Origin of the sequence: Pseudomonas sp. JUb42 (genome assembly GCF_024807945.1) — a bacterium.
GTDB lineage: Bacteria > Pseudomonadota > Gammaproteobacteria > Pseudomonadales > Pseudomonadaceae > Aquipseudomonas.
This window is the reverse complement of record NZ_JANUFD010000008.1, coordinates 1-18481: the sequence shown is the minus strand read 5'-3', so window position 1 is coordinate 18481 and position 18481 is coordinate 1. Positions and strand designations below refer to the sequence as shown.

The 18481-nt window shown below is 55.9% G+C and carries 14 protein-coding genes, 4 tRNA genes and 2 rRNA genes; all 20 read right to left on the bottom strand.

The window, feature by feature from the left end; genetic code table 11:
* Positions 1-2 precede the first annotated feature (2 nt).
* Positions 3-2108 (bottom strand): elongation factor G, encoded by a 2106-nt coding sequence (gene fusA / locus M2401_RS16740; RefSeq protein ID WP_259104505.1) that lies wholly within the window; start codon positions 2106-2108, stop codon positions 3-5.
* Between the two features lie 30 nt (positions 2109-2138).
* The gene (rpsG, locus tag M2401_RS16735) at positions 2139-2609 is read right to left on the bottom strand and encodes a 30S ribosomal protein S7 (protein ID WP_010490886.1); all 471 of its coding nucleotides are present in this window, start codon (positions 2607-2609) and stop codon (positions 2139-2141) included.
* 123 nt (positions 2610-2732) lie between these two features.
* On the bottom strand, positions 2733-3104 hold the full coding sequence (gene rpsL / locus M2401_RS16730; RefSeq protein WP_002555494.1) for a 30S ribosomal protein S12: 372 nt from the start codon (positions 3102-3104) through the stop codon (positions 2733-2735).
* Positions 3105-3303: 199 nt separating this feature from the next.
* On the bottom strand, positions 3304-7503 hold the full coding sequence (rpoC, locus tag M2401_RS16725) for a DNA-directed RNA polymerase subunit beta' (protein ID WP_259104500.1): 4200 nt from the start codon (positions 7501-7503) through the stop codon (positions 3304-3306).
* A 62-nt stretch (positions 7504-7565) separates the two neighbouring features.
* Positions 7566-11639, bottom strand: a complete 4074-nt coding sequence (gene rpoB, locus M2401_RS16720; protein WP_259104499.1) for a DNA-directed RNA polymerase subunit beta — start codon at positions 11637-11639, stop codon at positions 7566-7568.
* 219 nt (positions 11640-11858) lie between these two features.
* Positions 11859-12224, bottom strand: a complete 366-nt coding sequence (gene rplL, locus M2401_RS16715) for a 50S ribosomal protein L7/L12 (RefSeq protein ID WP_259104498.1) — start codon at positions 12222-12224, stop codon at positions 11859-11861.
* Between the two features lie 78 nt (positions 12225-12302).
* Positions 12303-12803, bottom strand: a complete 501-nt coding sequence (gene rplJ / locus M2401_RS16710) for a 50S ribosomal protein L10 (RefSeq protein ID WP_259104497.1) — start codon at positions 12801-12803, stop codon at positions 12303-12305.
* A 198-nt stretch (positions 12804-13001) separates the two neighbouring features.
* Entirely contained in the window at positions 13002-13697 is a 696-nt protein-coding gene (gene rplA, locus M2401_RS16705) for a 50S ribosomal protein L1 (protein WP_099227161.1), read from the bottom strand.
* Complete coding sequence (rplK, locus tag M2401_RS16700; RefSeq protein WP_062384456.1) at positions 13697-14128, bottom strand: 50S ribosomal protein L11; 432 nt, start codon at positions 14126-14128, stop codon at positions 13697-13699. Before rplK ends, rplA begins: the two co-directional genes overlap by 1 nt.
* A 117-nt stretch (positions 14129-14245) precedes the next feature.
* Positions 14246-14779: a transcription termination/antitermination protein NusG gene (gene nusG, locus M2401_RS16695; protein WP_003186097.1), complete on the bottom strand. Its 534-nt coding sequence runs from the start codon at positions 14777-14779 to the stop codon at positions 14246-14248.
* A 9-nt stretch (positions 14780-14788) separates the two neighbouring features.
* Positions 14789-15157: a preprotein translocase subunit SecE gene (secE, locus tag M2401_RS16690; RefSeq protein ID WP_259104495.1), complete on the bottom strand. Its 369-nt coding sequence runs from the start codon at positions 15155-15157 to the stop codon at positions 14789-14791.
* Between the two features lie 46 nt (positions 15158-15203).
* Positions 15204-15279, bottom strand: a tRNA-Trp gene (locus M2401_RS16685).
* A gap of 177 nt (positions 15280-15456) precedes the next feature.
* A tRNA-Thr gene (locus M2401_RS16680) sits at positions 15457-15532 on the bottom strand.
* A gap of 26 nt (positions 15533-15558) precedes the next feature.
* A tRNA-Gly gene (locus tag M2401_RS16675) sits at positions 15559-15632 on the bottom strand.
* Positions 15633-15657: 25 nt separating this feature from the next.
* A tRNA-Tyr gene (locus tag M2401_RS16670) sits at positions 15658-15742 on the bottom strand.
* Positions 15743-15884: 142 nt separating this feature from the next.
* On the bottom strand, positions 15885-16316 hold the full coding sequence (locus M2401_RS16665; protein ID WP_259104493.1) for a hypothetical protein: 432 nt from the start codon (positions 16314-16316) through the stop codon (positions 15885-15887).
* 7 nt (positions 16317-16323) lie between these two features.
* A complete protein-coding gene (locus M2401_RS16660; protein WP_259104492.1) occupies positions 16324-17067 on the bottom strand; it encodes a pantothenate kinase in 744 nt (247 codons plus the stop codon).
* The gene (gene birA / locus M2401_RS16655; RefSeq protein WP_259104489.1) at positions 17057-18016 is read right to left on the bottom strand and encodes a bifunctional biotin--[acetyl-CoA-carboxylase] ligase/biotin operon repressor BirA; all 960 of its coding nucleotides are present in this window, start codon (positions 18014-18016) and stop codon (positions 17057-17059) included. Before birA ends, M2401_RS16660 begins: the two co-directional genes overlap by 11 nt.
* Before the next feature lie 130 nt (positions 18017-18146).
* Positions 18147-18262 (bottom strand): 5S ribosomal RNA (gene rrf, locus M2401_RS16650).
* 143 nt (positions 18263-18405) lie between these two features.
* Positions 18406-18481, bottom strand: a 23S ribosomal RNA gene (locus tag M2401_RS16645); the annotation flags it as partial.

The window sequence follows — 18481 nt, the reverse complement described above, 5'->3', positions numbered from 1 at the left end:
AATCAGCCTTGTTTTTTAACGATAGCTTCGACGACGTTCGACGGAGCTTCGGAGTATTTGGAGAATTCCATGGAGTAGCTCGCGCGACCCTGGGACATGGAGCGAACGTCGGTCGCATAACCGAACATCTCACCCAACGGCACTTCGGCGCGAATCACTTTGCCAGAAACCGTATCTTCCATACCCTGGATCAGACCACGACGACGGTTCAGGTCACCCATCACGTCACCCATGTAGTCCTCAGGTGTAACAACTTCAACCTTCATGATCGGCTCAAGTACAACACCGCCACCTTTGGTAGCCAGTTGCTTGGTCGCCATGGAGGCTGCCACCTTAAACGCCATCTCGTTGGAGTCGACGTCGTGGTAAGAACCATCGAAAACGGTAGCCTTCAGGCCGATCAGAGGATAACCGGCAACAACGCCGTTTTTCATCTGTTCTTCGATACCCTTCTGGATAGCCGGGATGTATTCCTTAGGAACCACACCACCTACTACTTCGTTCACGAATTGCAGACCTTCCTGACCTTCGTCAGCAGGAGCAAAACGGATCCAGCAATGGCCGAACTGGCCACGACCGCCGGACTGGCGAACGAACTTGCCTTCGATCTCACAAGCCTTCGTGATCTTCTCACGATAGGAAACTTGTGGTTTACCGATGTTGGCTTCGACGTTGAACTCACGGCGCATCCGGTCAACCAGGATGTCCAGGTGCAACTCGCCCATGCCAGAGATGATCGTTTGACCAGTCTCTTCATCAGTCTTGACGCGGAAAGACGGGTCTTCCTGAGCAAGTTTGCCCAGAGCGATACCCATTTTTTCCTGGTCGTCCTTGGTCTTAGGCTCTACGGCAACCGAAATAACCGGCTCCGGGAAGTCCATGCGAACCAGGATGATTGGTTTTTCAAGCGAGCAGAGGGTATCACCAGTGGTGACGTCCTTCATGCCGATCAGGGCCGCGATGTCGCCAGCGCGTACTTCCTTGATCTCTTCACGGGTGTTGGCGTGCATTTGCACCATACGACCCACGCGCTCTTTCTTGCCTTTGACCGAGTTGATCACGCCGTCGCCGGAGCTCAACACGCCCGAGTAAACGCGAGCGAAGGTCAGAGTACCCACGAATGGGTCGGTAGCGATCTTGAACGCCAGAGCCGAGAACGGTTCTGAGTCGTCTGCATGACGCTCCATTTCAACAGTCTCGTCATCCGGGTCGGAACCCTTGATGGCAGGAATGTCGACCGGGGCCGGCAGGTAATCGATAACGGCGTCGAGAACCAGGGGAACACCCTTGTTCTTGAAGGAAGAACCGCAAACAGCCAGGACGATTTCGCCAGCGATAGTACGCTGACGCAGAGCGGCCTTGATTTCCTCGTTGGTGAGTTCTTCACCTTCGAGATACTTGTTCATCAGCTCTTCGTTGGCTTCGGCAGCCGCCTCAACCATGTTGCTGCGCCACTCGTCAGCCAGTTCCTGCAGTTCAGCAGGGATAGCTTCGCGACGTGGAGCCATACCTTTGTCAGCGTCGTCCCAGTAAACAGCTTCCATGGTCATCAGATCGATCTGACCCTGGAAATTGTCTTCCGAACCGATAGCCAACTGGATTGGCACCGGAGTGTGACCCAGACGCTGCTTGATCTGACCGATCACGCGCAGGAAGTTGGCACCAGCACGGTCCATCTTGTTTACGTAAACAAGACGTGGAACGCCGTATTTGTTGGCTTGACGCCATACGGTTTCCGACTGAGGCTCAACGCCCGAAGTACCGCAGAACACTACGACAGCACCGTCGAGTACGCGCAGCGAACGTTCTACTTCAATGGTGAAGTCAACGTGGCCAGGGGTATCGATGATGTTGAAGCGGTAGCTGTCTTTGTGCTGCTTTACAGAACCCGACCAGAAAGCGGTAGTCGCAGCGGAGGTGATAGTGATACCACGCTCTTGCTCCTGCACCATCCAGTCCATGGTCGCGGCGCCATCATGCACCTCGCCCATCTTGTGGTTTACGCCAGTGTAAAAAAGGACGCGCTCGGTGGTGGTGGTTTTACCAGCATCCACGTGAGCAACGATACCGATGTTACGGTAGCGGCTAATCGGAGTAGTACGAGCCATAAAGCCCTCGCAAAATTAGTGACGCTGAAATTAGAAGCGGTAGTGCGAGAAAGCCTTGTTGGCTTCAGCCATACGGTGCACGTCTTCACGCTTCTTAACCGCAGCACCTTTACCTTCGGCGGCGTCCAACAGTTCGCCAGCCAAACGCAGAGCCATAGACTTCTCACCGCGCTTGCGCGCGAAGTCTACCAGCCAACGCATTGCCAGAGCATTACGACGGGACGGACGAACTTCAACCGGAACCTGGTAAGTAGCACCGCCTACACGGCGCGACTTCACTTCGACCAGCGGAGCGATGGCGTCGAGAGCTTTCTCGAAGATTTCCAGGGGGTCGCTGTTCTTGCGTTCTTTAACCTTGTCCAGCGCGCCATAAACGATACGCTCGGCAACGGCTTTCTTGCCGCTTTCCATTACGTGGTTCATGAACTTGGCCAGGATTTGGCTTCCGTATTTTGGATCGTCAAGCACTTCGCGCTTGGCTGCTACGCGTCTTCTTGGCATGGATAAGCCCTCAAACGGTCTTCAGGTTAGCTCGGGACCACCACCCTCTTGAGGATGCGCCCGACCTTACTCTTATCGACTCAGAAAAATAGAAATCTGCTTTTTGTCACAGGAAACCGAAGACTACTTCGGCTTCTTGGTACCGTACTTCGAACGACCCTGGTTACGGCCTTTAACGCCGGAGGTATCCAGAGAGCCGCGAACGGTGTGGTAACGAACACCTGGCAAGTCTTTTACACGACCGCCGCGGATCAGTACCACGCTGTGCTCTTGCAGGTTGTGGCCTTCACCGCCGATGTACGAGGAAACCTCGAAACCGTTGGTCAGGCGCACGCGGCATACTTTACGCAGTGCCGAGTTAGGTTTTTTCGGCGTGGTGGTATACACACGAGTGCATACGCCACGACGTTGCGGGCAGTTCTGCAGCGCAGGCACGTCGGATTTCTCGACGATACGCTTACGCGGCTGACGTACCAGCTGGTTGATAGTTGCCATCTACTAGCTCCACTGTTGTCTTGCGACGCTATTGTCTTACAAGAAAAGCAAAATGGCAGAACGCGAGTTCCGCCAAATTTAGGGGTACAAGAGTCTAAAGAGGATCCTGTCCCCAGTCAAGACAGAGCCCCGATCTTGTCTTCAAGGATCTGGCGGTATCAACCACCAGATCCGAGAGGAAAAGAGCGAGGCTCTATTCTCAATTACCGCTCGAGTTCAACGCTTCGGTCAGGGCGGCTTCGACTTCGCTGGCGCTTACGCGCAGCGGCTTGTCGATTTCACGGCGACGCTTGCGCTCGCTGTGATAGGCCAGACCTGTACCAGCCGGGATCAGACGACCCACGACCACGTTTTCTTTCAAGCCGCGCAGGTAGTCACGCTTGCCGGTAACGGCCGCTTCGGTCAGTACGCGGGTAGTTTCCTGGAAGGAAGCCGCGGAGATGAACGATTCGGTCGACAACGATGCCTTGGTGATACCCAGCAGTACGCGAGTGAACTTGGAGATAAATTTATCATCCGCGCTCAGACGCTCGTTTTCTACCAGTACATGTGTCAGTTCCATCTGGTCGCCCTTGATGAAACTCGAGTCGCCGGATTCGGAGATCTCAACTTTACGCAGCATCTGACGCAGAATGGTCTCGATGTGCTTGTCGTTGATTTTTACCCCTTGCAGGCGGTAAACGTCCTGAATCTCGTTGACGATGTACTTGGCCAGTGCGCTCACACCCAACAGACGCAGGATGTCGTGCGGATCGCTAGGGCCGTCGGAAATAACTTCACCGCGGTTAACCTGTTCGCCTTCGAAGACGTTCAGGTGACGCCACTTCGGAATCAGCTCTTCGTACGGATCGCTACCGTCGTTCGGCGTAATGACCAGACGGCGCTTGCCCTTGGTCTCTTTACCGAAGGCGATGGTACCGCTGACTTCTGCCAGGATCGACGCCTCTTTCGGACGACGAGCTTCGAACAGGTCGGCAACACGCGGCAGACCACCGGTGATGTCACGGGTCTTCGAAGTTTCCTGCGGAATACGAGCGATAACGTCACCGATCGCGATCTGCGCACCATCCGCAACACCGACCAGGGCGTTGGCTGGCAGGAAGTACTGAGCCGGTACGTCAGTACCTGGCAGCAGCAGATCCTTGCCATCCAGACCCACCATTTTGACGGCTGGACGGATGTCCTTGCCGGCAGCAGGACGGTCTTTGGCGTCCAGAACTTCAATGTTGGTCATACCGGTCAATTCGTCTGTCTGACGCTTGATCGTGATGCCTTCTTCCATGCCCACGTAGGTCACGGTACCTTTCATTTCGGTAACGATCGGGTGGGTGTGCGGGTCCCACTTGGCCACGATGGAGCCAGCGTCGACCTTGTCGCCTTCCTTCACGGAAATCACAGCACCATACGGCAGCTTGTAGCGCTCGCGCTCACGACCGAAGTCGTCGGCAATTGCCAGTTCGCCCGAACGGGACACCGCAACCAGGTGACCGTCAACACGCTCTACGTGCTTCAGGTTGTGCAGACGGACGGTACCGCCATTCTTCACCTGAACGCTGTCAGCAGCGGAGGTCCGGCTTGCCGCACCACCGATGTGGAACGTACGCATGGTCAGCTGGGTACCCGGCTCACCGATGGACTGTGCAGCGATTACGCCGACAGCTTCACCGATGTTCACCTGGTGACCACGGGCCAGATCGCGGCCGTAGCACTTGGCGCAGATGCCGTAGCGGGTTTCGCAGCTGATCGGCGAACGCACGATCACTTCGTCGATGCTGTTGAGCTCGATGAATTCAACCCACTTCTCGTCTACCAGCGTGCCGGCAGGAACGATGATTTCTTCGGTGCCTGGCTTGAATACGTCACGGGCGATTACTCGACCCAGTACGCGCTCACCTAATGGCTCTACAACGTCACCGCCTTCAATGTGCGGCGTCATCAGCAGGCCGTGCTCGGTGCCGCAATCGACCTCGGTAACAACCAGGTCTTGCGCCACGTCTACCAGACGACGAGTCAGGTAACCGGAGTTCGCGGTTTTCAACGCGGTATCCGCAAGACCCTTACGAGCACCGTGAGTCGAGATGAAGTACTGGAGTACGCTCAGACCTTCACGGAAGTTCGCAGTAATCGGCGTTTCGATGATGGAACCGTCCGGCTTAGCCATCAGACCACGCATACCGGCCAGCTGGCGAATCTGTGCTGCGGAACCCCGCGCACCCGAGTCGGCCATCATGTACATCGAGTTGAAGGACTCTTGATCAACGGTGTCGCCATGGCGATCGACAACTTTCTCTTTCGAGAGGTTGGACATCATTGCCTTGGAAACTTCGTCGTTCGCCTTCGACCAGAGGTCGATCACCTTGTTGTACTTCTCGCCCTGGGTAACCAGGCCCGATGCGTACTGGCTTTCGATCTCTTTAACTTCTTCGGTAGCGGCGTCGATGATGCGAGCTTTCTCATCCGGGATAACGAAGTCGTTAACGCCGATGGAAACACCCGAGATCGTCGAGTAGGCAAAACCGGTGTACATCAACTGGTCAGCGAAGATAACGGTCTCTTTCAGACCAACCACGCGGTAGCACTGGTTGATCAGCTTGGAGATCGCCTTTTTCTTCATCGGCTGGTTGACGACGTCGTACGACAGACCTTTTGGCACAACTTGATACAGCAGCGCACGGCCGACGGTAGTGTCGACAATACGGGTGCCGCTCACGCTGCCGCCGTCACGGTCGTTGACGGTTTCGTTGATCCGCACTTTGACCTTGGCATGCAGCGCGGCTTCGCCGGCGCGGAATACACGGTCAACTTCCTGCAGATCCGCGAACACACGACCTTCGCCCTTGGCGTTGATCGCTTCACGGGTCATGTAGTACAGACCCAATACAACGTCCTGGGAAGGAACGATGATCGGCTCACCGTTCGCTGGCGACAGGATGTTGTTGGTCGACATCATCAGCGCACGCGCTTCGAGCTGGGCTTCCAGCGTCAGCGGTACGTGTACAGCCATCTGGTCGCCGTCGAAGTCGGCGTTGTACGCAGCACAGACCAGAGGGTGCAGCTGGATAGCCTTACCTTCGATCAGCACCGGTTCAAACGCCTGGATGCCCAGACGGTGAAGAGTAGGTGCACGGTTCAGAAGCACTGGGTGTTCGCGAATCACTTCAGCGAGAACGTCCCAAACCTCTGGCAGCTCGCGCTCGACCATCTTCTTGGCAGCTTTGATGGTGGTAGCGAGACCACGCATTTCCAGCTTGCCGAAAATGAACGGCTTGAACAGTTCCAGGGCCATCTTCTTCGGCAGACCGCACTGGTGCAGACGCAGGGTCGGACCAACGGTAATTACCGAACGACCGGAGTAGTCAACGCGCTTACCGAGCAAGTTCTGACGGAAACGACCTTGCTTACCCTTGATCATGTCAGCCAGGGATTTCAGAGGACGCTTGTTGGAACCGGTGATAGCGCGGCCACGACGACCGTTGTCGAGCAGTGCGTCGACGGCTTCCTGCAACATACGCTTTTCGTTGCGCACGATGATGTCCGGAGCGGACAGATCGAGCAGACGCTTCAAGCGGTTGTTACGGTTGATCACTCGACGATACAGGTCGTTGAGGTCGGAAGTCGCGAAGCGACCGCCATCCAGAGGGACCAGTGGACGCAGATCTGGCGGCAGAACCGGCAGAACGGTCAACACCATCCACTCAGGCAGGTTGCCGGACCCCTGGAAGGCTTCCATCAACTTCAGGCGCTTGGACAGCTTCTTGATCTTGGTTTCGGAGTTGGTTTGCGGAATTTCTTCGCGCAGACGGCCAATCTCGTGTTCCAGGTCGATAGCGTGCAACAGCTCGCGGACAGCCTCGGCACCCATGCGGGCATCGAAGTCATCGCCGAACTCTTCCAGCGCTTCGAAGTACTGCTCGTCGTTGAGCAGCTGACCTTTTTCCAGAGTGGTCATGCCCGGATCGATAACGACATAGCTCTCGAAGTAGAGAACGCGTTCGATATCACGCAGGGTCATGTCCATCAGCAAGCCGATACGGGACGGCAGCGATTTCAGGAACCAGATGTGGGCTACAGGCGAAGCCAGCTCGATGTGAGCCATGCGCTCGCGACGAACCTTGGCCAGTGCAACTTCAACGCCGCACTTCTCGCAGATCACGCCACGATGTTTCAAGCGCTTGTACTTACCGCACAGGCACTCGTAATCCTTTACCGGGCCAAAGATCTTGGCGCAGAACAGGCCGTCACGCTCAGGTTTGAACGTACGGTAGTTGATGGTTTCCGGCTTTTTAACTTCACCGAACGACCACGAACGGATCATCTCAGGCGAGGCCAATCCGATACGGATGGCGTCGAACTCTTCGACTTGACCCTGGTTTTTCAGCAAATTCAGTAGGTCTTTCAAGGCCTTTCCTCCTGGCGGAGCAGGAAGGGGGCGTCACCGCCCTCTTCCATTCGCGTCACGTGTTATTCGGTTTCCAGATCGATATCGATGCCGAGGGAACGAATTTCTTTGATCAACACGTTGAAGGACTCGGGCATGCCCGGCTCCATACGGTGATCGCCGTCCACGATGTTTTTGTACATCTTGGTACGACCGTTCACATCGTCCGACTTCACTGTGAGCATTTCTTGCAGGGTGTATGCCGCGCCATATGCTTCCAGCGCCCACACCTCCATCTCCCCGAAACGCTGACCACCGAACTGAGCCTTACCACCCAGCGGCTGCTGGGTAACCAGGCTGTAAGAACCAGTGGAACGCGCGTGCATCTTGTCGTCCACCAAGTGGTTCAGCTTCAGCATGTACATGTAGCCAACGGTGACCGGACGCTCAAACTTGTTACCGGTACGACCATCGAACAGCTGCATCTGGCCGCTCTCTGGCATGTCAGCCAGTTTGAGCATTGCCTTGATTTCGCTTTCCTTGGCGCCGTCGAACACCGGAGTCGCCATCGGCACGCCGTTACGCAGGTTCTTCGCCAGGTCCAGGATTTCCTTATCGCTAAGGTCTTCCAGGTTCTCTTGACGACCGCCGATCTCGTTGTAGATCTCGGTCAGGAACTTGCGCAAGTCAGCAACTTTACGCTGCTCTTCGAGCATGCGGTTGATCTTCTCGCCCAGACCCTTGGCCGCGAGGCCCAGGTGAGTCTCGAGGATCTGACCAACGTTCATACGCGAAGGTACGCCCAACGGGTTCAGTACGATATCGACCGGCGTACCGTTGGCGTCGTGCGGCATGTCTTCAACCGGCATGATCACGGAGACCACACCCTTGTTACCGTGACGACCGGCCATCTTGTCGCCCGGCTGGATGCGACGACGGATTGCCAGGTAAACCTTGACGATTTTCAGAACGCCCGGTGCCAGGTCATCGCCCTGTTGCAGCTTGCGTTTCTTGTCTTCGAACTTGTCGTCCAGCAGACGGCGACGATCAACGATGTAAGCCTGGGCTTTCTCGAGTTGCTCGTTCAGCGCGTCTTCGGCCATGCGCAGTTTGAACCACTGACCATGTTCCAGACCGTCGAGGATCTCGTTGGTGATGTCCTGACCTTTCTTCAGGCCAGCACCACCTTCGGCGATACGACCGACCAGCGCGGAACGCAGACGCTCGAAGGTCGCACCTTCAACGATACGGAACTCTTCGTTCAGATCCTTGCGGATCTCGTCCAGCTGGGACTTCTCGATGGACAGTGCACGAGCGTCACGCTCAACGCCGTCACGGGTGAAGACCTGAACGTCGATGACAGTACCTTTGGTGCCAGTTGGCACGCGCAGGGAAGTGTCTTTAACGTCGCTGGCTTTCTCACCGAAAATGGCGCGCAGCAGTTTTTCTTCTGGCGTCAGTTGGGTCTCGCCTTTTGGCGTGACCTTACCGACCAGAATGTCGCCCGGGCCAACTTCAGCACCGACGTAAACGATACCGGCTTCGTCCAGTTTGTTCAGTGCCGCTTCACCCACGTTCGGGATGTCGGCAGTGATTTCCTCAGGCCCAAGCTTGGTATCACGCGCCACACAGGTCAGTTCCTGAATGTGGATCGTGGTGAAGCGATCTTCCTGAACCACACGCTCGGACAGGCAGATGGAGTCTTCGAAGTTGAAACCGTTCCAGGCCATGAACGCGATGCGCATGTTCTGGCCCAGAGCCAGCTCACCCATATCGGTCGACGGACCGTCAGCCATGATGTCGCTGCGCTGGATACGATCACCTTTGCTCACCAGCGGACGCTGGTTAATGCAGGTGTTCTGGTTCGAACGGGTGTACTTGGTCAGGTTGTAGATATCTACACCTGCTTCGCCCGGCTCTACTTCATCATCAGCAACGCGAACCACGATACGGCTGGCATCAACGGAATCGATCACACCGCCACGGCGAGCCACGACGCAAACGCCGGAGTCACGCGCAACGTTGCGCTCCATACCAGTACCGACCAGCGGCTTGTCAGCGCGCAGGGTCGGGACCGCTTGACGCTGCATGTTCGAACCCATCAACGCACGGTTGGCGTCGTCGTGCTCAAGGAACGGGATCAGCGAGGCTGCAACCGAGACTACCTGCTTGGGCGAAACGTCCATCAGGGTTACGTCGTCAGGTGCCTTGACCGTGAACTCGTTCAGGTGACGTACGGCTACCAGCTCGTCGATCAGCACCTTCTTGTCGTTCATCGTGGCCGAAGCCTGAGCGATGACGTGGTCAGCTTCTTCAATAGCCGACAGGAAGACGATCTCGTCGGTGACCAGTGCGTTCTTCACCACGCGGTACGGGCTTTCCAGGAAGCCGTACTGGTTGGTGCGCGCATAGGCCGCCAGGGAGTTGATCAGACCGATGTTCGGACCTTCCGGCGTTTCGATCGGGCAGACACGACCGTAGTGCGTCGGGTGTACGTCGCGGACTTCAAAGCCGGCGCGCTCGCGAGTCAGACCACCAGGGCCGAGTGCAGAGACACGACGCTTGTGGGTGATCTCGGACAGCGGGTTGTTCTGGTCCATGAACTGAGACAGCTGGCTGGAACCGAAGAACTCTTTCACCGCAGCAGCGACTGGCTTGGCGTTGATCAGGTCCTGAGGCATCAGGCCTTCGCTTTCCGCCATCGACAGACGTTCTTTGACCGCACGCTCGACACGGACCAGACCTACACGGAACTGGTTCTCAGCCATTTCGCCTACGCAGCGAACGCGACGGTTACCCAAGTGGTCGATGTCGTCGACGATGCCTTTGCCGTTACGGATATCGACCAGCGTCTTGAGGACGGCAACGATATCTTCCTTGCACAACACGCCCGAACCTTCGATCTCGGTACGACCGATACGACGGTTGAACTTCATCCGGCCGACCGCAGACAGGTCATAGCGCTCAGGACTGAAGAACAGGTTGTTGAACAGGGTCTCGGCAGCATCCTTGGTTGGCGGCTCGCCAGGACGCATCATGCGATAGATCTCGACCAGCGCTTCCAGTTGGTTGCTGGTGGAGTCGATCTTCAGGGTGTCGGAGACGAACGGACCGCAGTCGATATCGTTGGTGTACAACGTTTCGAGGCGAACGACCTGAGCCTTGGCAATCTTGGCCAGGATCTCGGTGTTCAGCTCGGTGTTGCACTCAGCAATGATTTCGCCGGTAGCCGGGTGCACGATCACCTTGGCCGTAGTGCGGCCCAGGACGTAGTCCAGAGGCACTTGCAGCTCTTTGATGCCAGCCTTTTCCAGCTGGTTGATGTGGCGCGCAGTAATACGACGGCCTTGCTCAACGATCACCTTGCCGTTTTCATCCTGGATATCCAGAACGGCAATTTCACCACGCAGGCGCTGAGGCACCAGCTCCAGGCTCAGGGTCTCGCCCTTAACGTGGAATACGTTGGTGCTGTAGAAGGCATCAAGCACTTCTTCAGTGGTATAGCCGAGCGCGCGCAGCAATACAGAAGCCGGCAGCTTGCGACGACGGTCGATACGGACGAATACACAGTCCTTTGGATCGAATTCGAAGTCCAGCCACGAGCCGCGGTAAGGAATGATGCGCGCGGAGTACAGCAGCTTGCCGGAGCTGTGCGTCTTGCCACGGTCGTGGTCGAAGAACACACCAGGCGAACGGTGCAGCTGGGAGACGATAACGCGCTCGGTACCGTTGATTACGAAGGTACCGTTTTCAGTCATCAGGGGGATTTCACCCATGTAGACTTCTTGCTCTTTGATGTCCTTGATCGCTTTGTTCGACGATTCTTTGTCGAAAATGATCAGACGGACCTTGACCCGCAGAGGTACTGCGTAAGTCACACCGCGCAGTACGCACTCTTTGACATCAAATGCCGGTTCGCCCAAGCGATAACCTACATACTCCAGCGCAGCATTGCCGGAGTAGCTGATGATCGGGAAAACGGATTTGAAGGCTGCATGCAGACCGACGTCGCGGAACTGATCTTTGGTCGCTCCCGCTTGCAGGAATTCGCGATACGAATCCAGCTGGATGGCCAGGAGATACGGCACATCCATTACGTCCGGCAACTTGCTAAAGTCCTTGCGGATACGTTTTTTCTCAGTATATGAGTAAGCCATCAGCGTTCCCCAGCTTGGTCACCTGCTTGTTTGGCTTCTCCCGACGGGAGCAGCCAGAAAATCGTGCAAACCCCTTGGTTTGCGCCGCCTCTTTGGCGGTTCCTGCACGTTAAAGACACTGACCTGATCAGCTGTCTAGAACGGAAAAAGGCCGGTGGCAAAAGCCACCAGCCATCAGCCTTCCGCTTACCGCTTCGGCTGGTTACGCAAAGTCGATACTTATTTCAGCTCGACTTTAGCGCCTGCTTCTTCCAAGGCTGCTTTAGCCTTGTCAGCTGCGTCTTTGGCGACAGCTTCCAGAACGATGCCTGGTGCGCCGTCAACGACTGCCTTGGCTTCTTTCAGGCCCAGACCGGTCAGTTCACGTACTGCCTTGATCACGTTAACTTTCTTCTCGCCAGCTTCAACCAGCATGACGTTGAATTCGGTTTGCTCTTCAACAACAGCAGCAGCTACAGCAGGACCTGCCGAAGCAGCAGCGGCGGAAACGCCGAATTTTTCTTCGAAAGCTTTGATCAGCTCAACAACCTGCAGAACAGACATTTCAGCTACGGCGTTGAGGATATCGTCTTGAGAGATAGACATGACTCTAATTCCTGAATTGTGTGAGGGCCTATGCGGCCTTCGAAATAAACAAAAATACGCGAGAAGAGGTGTGCGGCCTTAGGCTGCAGCAGCTTCTTTCTGTTCGCGAACTGCCGCCAGAGTACGAGCCAATTTGCTGGTAGCGCCTTGAATCACGCTCATCAGCTGGGAAATTGCTTCGTCACGGGTCGGCAAGGTTGCCAGTACGTCGATCTGATTAGCTGCGAGGAACTTGCCCTCGAACGCAGCTGCCTTGATCTCGAACTTGTCCTGACCTTTGGCGAACTCTTTGAACAAACGGGCAGCAGCGCCTGGATGTTCGTTGGAGAACGCGATCAAGGTCGGGCCGGTGAACGCATCGTTGAGGACACTGTATTGAGTGTCAGCAACGGCGCGCTTGAGCAGGGTGTTACGTACGACACGTACGTAAACGCCAGCTTCACGAGCCTCTTTACGGAGTCCGGTCATCGCGCCTACTGTCACGCCACGGGCATCAGCCACGACAGCAGACAGAGCGACTTTGGCAGCCTCGTTGACTTCAGCGACGATGGCCTTCTTGTCTTCGAGTTTAATTGCCACGGGTTTAACTCCTGCTTGTTACCGTTTCATCTGGCCGGAGCCGGATGTCGTTTTGGTGTCTGATTCGGTAAGGAACCGGGAGCACCATCTGCGTAGGCTTGAGGTTTAAGGCTTGCGCCGCCTACGGTCTTGGATAGCCCCCGCCAGGCAGGGACCCCAATCTTTCGAGCGGTGCGCAATCAAGCGCACCGTTCTGTGTTACGCGTCCAGCGAGCCTTGGTCGATGACCAGACCTGGGCCCATAGTGGTGCTCAGGGTAACGCGCTTGACGTAGATACCTTTCGAGGAAGCTGGCTTGATACGCTTCAGATCAGCGATCAGGGCTTCAACGTTTTCCTTCAGCTTGACGGCGTCGAAACCGACTTTGCCAACGGAAGTGTGAATGATGCCGTTTTTGTCGGTGCGATAACGAACCTGGCCAGCCTTGGCATTCTTGACGGCGTTAGCAACGTCAGGAGTAACAGTGCCGACTTTCGGGTTAGGCATCAGGCCACGTGGACCCAGAACCTGACCCAGTTGACCTACAACGCGCATTGCATCAGGGGATGCGATAACGACGTCATAGTTCAGGTCACCGGCTTTCATTTCGGCAGCCAGATCGTCCATACCAACGCGATCAGCGCCGGCAGCCAGAGCGGCCTCAGCAGCTGGGCCCTGGGTGAACACAGCAACGCGAACGGTCTTGCCAGTGCCGTGTGGCAGCACAGTAGCGCTACGAACAACCTGGTCAGATTTACGCGGGTCAACACCGAGGTTTACAGCAACGTCTACGGACTCGCTGAATTTAACGGTGGACAGTTCGGTCAGCAGTGCAGCAGCGTCAACGAAGTTGTAGGCCTTGCCTGCTTCGATTTTGCCGGCGATTGCCTTTTGACGTTTGGTCAGCTTAGCCATTACACACCCTCCACGTTGAGGCCCATGGAACGAGCAGAACCGGCGATGGTACGCACGGCTGCTTCCATGTCAGCAGCAGTCAGATCCGCGTTTTTAACTTTCGCGATATCTTCCAGCTGAGCACGGGTCACGGTACCGACTTTAACGGTGTTCGGACGAGCCGAGCCGCTGGTCAGGCCAGCTGCTTTTTTCAGCAGAACCGAAGCCGGGGTGCTTTTGGTTTCAAAAGTGAAGCTGCGGTCGCTGTAGACAGTGATGATCACTGGAGTCGGCAGACCTGGCTCAAGACCCTGAGTACGGGCGTTGAAAGCCTTGCAGAATTCCATGATGTTCACGCCGTGCTGACCCAGAGCAGGACCGACTGGCGGGCTTGGGTTAGCCTGAGCGGCCTTCACTTGCAGCTTGATGTAAGCGGTAATCTTCTTGGCCATGAGGCACTCCAATTACGGGTTCGAACGCCAGTTAAGGCTCCCCGGTTACTTGCACGTTTATCCCGGTGACGAAAAAACCCCACAGCCAGGGCTGCGGGGTATGGGATTCTTGCTCAGTTAGACCTTTTCGACCTGACTGAACTCAAGCTCTACCGGAGTAGAGCGTCCGAAAATAAGCACGGCAACTTGAATGCGGCTCTTCTCGTAGTTAACTTCTTCGACAGTGCCGTTAAAATCAGCGAACGGACCATCTGTGACGCGAACAACCTCACCCGGCTCGAACAGAGTCTTCGGCTTCGGCTTATCGCTACCATCGGCAACACGACGCAGAATGGCTTCAGCTTCTTTGTCGGTGATCGGCGCAGGCTTGTCGGCAGTACCACCGATGAAGCCCATGACGCGAGGCGTGTCTTTCACCAAGTGCCAGGTGCCTTCATTCATGTCCATCTGGACAAGCACGTAGCCAGGGAAAAACTTCCGCTCGCTCTTACGCTTTTGGCCGTTGCGCATTTCAACGACTTCTTCGGTAGGGACCAGAATCTCACCGAAGCCGTCTTCCATGCCAGCCAGCTTCACGCGCTCGACCAACGAGCGCATTACATGCTTCTCGTAACCCGAATAAGCATGCACTACGTACCAACGCTTAGCCACGGGACACCCTTAGCCAACAATCAAAGAAACAAGCCAGCCGAGCAGGGAATCAAGCCCCCACAACAGCAAGGCCATCACCAGCACAACAGCGACTACGATCAGAGTGGTCTGAGTAGTCTCCTGGCGGGTGGGCCATACGACTTTACGAATTTCGGTGCGCGCTTCTTTCGCCAGAACGAAGAAAGCCTTGCCCTTGCCAGTCTGCAGACCAATGAAGCCGGCAGCAGCAGCTATGACAAGCAATACGAGGACGCGATACAGGATCGGCTGCGCAGAGAAGTACTGGTTACCAACTACACCTACGGCAACCAGAACGACCACCAGCAGCCATTTCAGCAAGTCAAAACGTGAGTCTTGGGCTTCAGCTTTGGGAGTCATCTACGAAGATCCTGTGAAAAGAAAGCCAGATAACACTGAGTGAATCTGGCAGGTCAGGAGGGAATCGAACCCCCAACCTACGGTTTTGGAGACCGTCGCTCTGCCAATTGAGCTACTGACCTAAAAGCAAAATCAGGCCGACCATTATGCTGACCTGAAAATAATTTTTCAACATCTATTCAGCGGGTTGCCGCATTTACCACTCCGGCAACACCAGACAACCCACCAAACCTAGAGGATCGACACTCGGATCGACCGCCTAAAACAAAGGCAGATATTTTCATATCTGCCTTTGATAATGGAGCTCTTGAGCGGATTCGAACCGCTGACCTCACCCTTACCAAGGGTGTGCTCTACCAACTGAGCTACAAGAGCGAAACACTTTTGCACAATCTGTAATCTGGAGCGGGTAGCGGGAATCGAACCCGCATCATCAGCTTGGAAGGCTGAGGTTCTACCACTAAACTATACCCGCACAACCTACAGCTCACGCTTGAATATGGTGGAGGGGGAAGGATTCGAACCTTCGAAGTCGTAGACGTCAGATTTACAGTCTGATCCCTTTGGCCGCTCGGGAACCCCTCCTAAGCGAGGCAGCATTCTCAATGCTTACTGCCCTTCTGTCAACCTTTTTCTCATAAAAATTATGAGGTTACATCTGTTGACTGTTTCGCATTGCCTGTTACAACTTATACCGCACTGCGAAGCGGGCGCCATTCTATGCAAACTAATCTGCAGTTGCAACACCTTCACACGACATTATTTTGTTTTTTAATTGCGGGAAGTCTTTGCTCAGCCCCTGGATCAATACGTCATCCACCAAACGGCGACTTTCCGGGCCTACACGCAGCCAATAAGTCGCAGTACCCGCACTCTGCAGAGCCTTGAATTGCGTCTGTATATCCAGACTGATCAGCCGCTGCTCGACAGTCCGAACATCCTCCTGGCGAGTAAAGCCGCCGAGATAGAGGCATTTCTGCTCAGCCTCAGCGCCCTGCTCACGCCCGACATCCGATTCGCTGAGCAAATGAATATCTTGCTGAGCAGATCGAGCCAGCGACAGCGGCAGTATCTCTTTAGCTCGCAGCGGAGCCTCTTGCTGCTGCCAGACGTAATAAAAGCCGTTCAGCATCAACAGCAGCAGAAATAGCCAACGCATAAAGACCTCAGGAAAACGGACAGGCCAGGGCCAGCCCCATGAAGATAAGATCCGGCACCACCAGCGCACCAGGCAGCACACCATCGACCAGACCAGCATCGCCGCCAGTGATAAAAATAGCGAAATCATCAGCCCAATATTCTCGGGCGATCTCGGCCTGGGTTGCGACGAAGCCGCGCAACATCAACGAACAGCCACGCTCGACCGCCTCAGCCGTGGAGCGCCCGGGCGAGAGACTCGTCAGAGCCAGCTCAGCCGCCGCGTCATCGTAGCGAATGCGCCGTGTGTGGGTACGCAGCTGGTTGCGCATGAGCGGCAGGCCAGGGCAGATAAAGCCGCCGAGGTGGCGCCCCTCGGCATCCACGAAGTCGGAAGTCACCGCCGTGCCCAGATCGATCACCAGACAGGCCTTGCGGGCATGATTAAAGGCGCCGACCAGCGCAAGCCAGCGGTCCAGCCCCAGCCTTGCGTAATCGTCGTAGCCGTTCTCAACGCCTGCCAGGATCTGCATCGGCAGAGCGCAGACCACATCAATGGTAAACGCCTCCTTCAGCACCTGGATCAGCCGCTCGGTTTCTTCGTGGGTACGGACGCTGACCAGTCGGCATCGACTCAGATTGAGCCGAGACAACCCACCCAGGTGAGCAAGCAGCGCCGTATCAGACTCGGCAACCCCGCCCGCCAGCACCGCAGCACCCTCGATAACACGCCACTTGATGAAGCTATTGCCGCAATCGAGTTCAAGAATCATCACGCAGCCTCAGACTGAGCTCACCACCACTGAATCGCTCTTCCACGCCCGCCACCTCAAGGCGCAACGCCCCCACTGCATCGATACCCAAGACTTTCCCCTCAATTACCCCGGACCCGGCATGCAGGCTCACGGCACGTCCCTGCCACAAGTGGTTCTGCTCCCACTCGGACTGAATGGCAGCGAAGCCCTGCTCTCTATGCAGCGCAAGGTATCTCTCCAGCTTCTCACTGAGGCTGACAACCAGGTCATTGCGTTCAATCAGGCCACCCACCTCAAGGCTAGCGGAAGTCCAGGCCTGATCGACCTCTGCAGTCGCCTGCATATTTACATTGATGCCGACACCAATGACCAAATGGCAGACATCTGCGGGATCCCCCATCAACTCCAAGAGAATGCCAGCAATCTTGCGACCCTCTACCAGCACATCATTGGGCCACTTCAGCCCGGCCTTGGAGACACCCGCATCGCGCAGTGCGTGCATGACCGCGAGCCCTACAACCAGGCTCAGCCCCTCCAACTGCTGCATACCACCATCGATACGCAGCACAAGGCTGTAATACAGATTTTCTGCGAACGGGCTGACCCAGGTGCGACCCCGCCGCCCCCGCCCTGCGGTCTGCCGCTCGGCGAGCACCAACGCAGGCATGGCATTACCCTGACCGATAAGGCGCGCAGCCTCGGCGTTGGTAGAGTCAACACTATCCAGGACGCGAACGGACCAACCCAGAACATCAAGGCGCTGTGCAAGACGCTCAGCATCGAGCAAAGAGACCGGGCGCGCGAGTTTGTAACCTCGGCCACGCACCTTGTGGATCTCGATACCCAGCTCGCCCTCGAGTAGTTGCAGCTGCTTCCAGACGGCACTGCGACTGACACCCAGAACCCGCCCCAGGACCTCCCCGGAATGGAATCCGCCATCAGCGAGAAGCCTGAGCAATCTCAGCATTTAGTTATCGCCTGACAATGAGGCACGCATAATAGCCATGCCTACCAGCGGTGCATAGAAACGAAAATGTCTTTTTCCCGCGCAAAAACAAAACCCCATCTGCTTTCGCAAATGGGGTTTCGGAATTTAATCTTGACGATGACCTACTCTCACATGGGGAAACCCCACACTACCATCGGCGATGCATCGTTTCACTACTGAGTTCGGGATGGGATCAGGTGGTTCCAACGCTCTATGGTCGTCAAGAAATTCGGGTACTGACTCGTGACCAGATGGTCTCGTTTCAGCAAATCAGGTATGTGATATCGGTATTTGTAAGCCGCAAACTTTCGGTTTGTGCGTCTTCATACACCGCAACTCGCTTCTTAAGCAAATTGCTTGGGTGTTATATGGTCAAGCCTCACGGGCAATTAGTATTGGTTAGCTCAACGCCTCACAGCGCTTACACACCCAACCTATCAACGT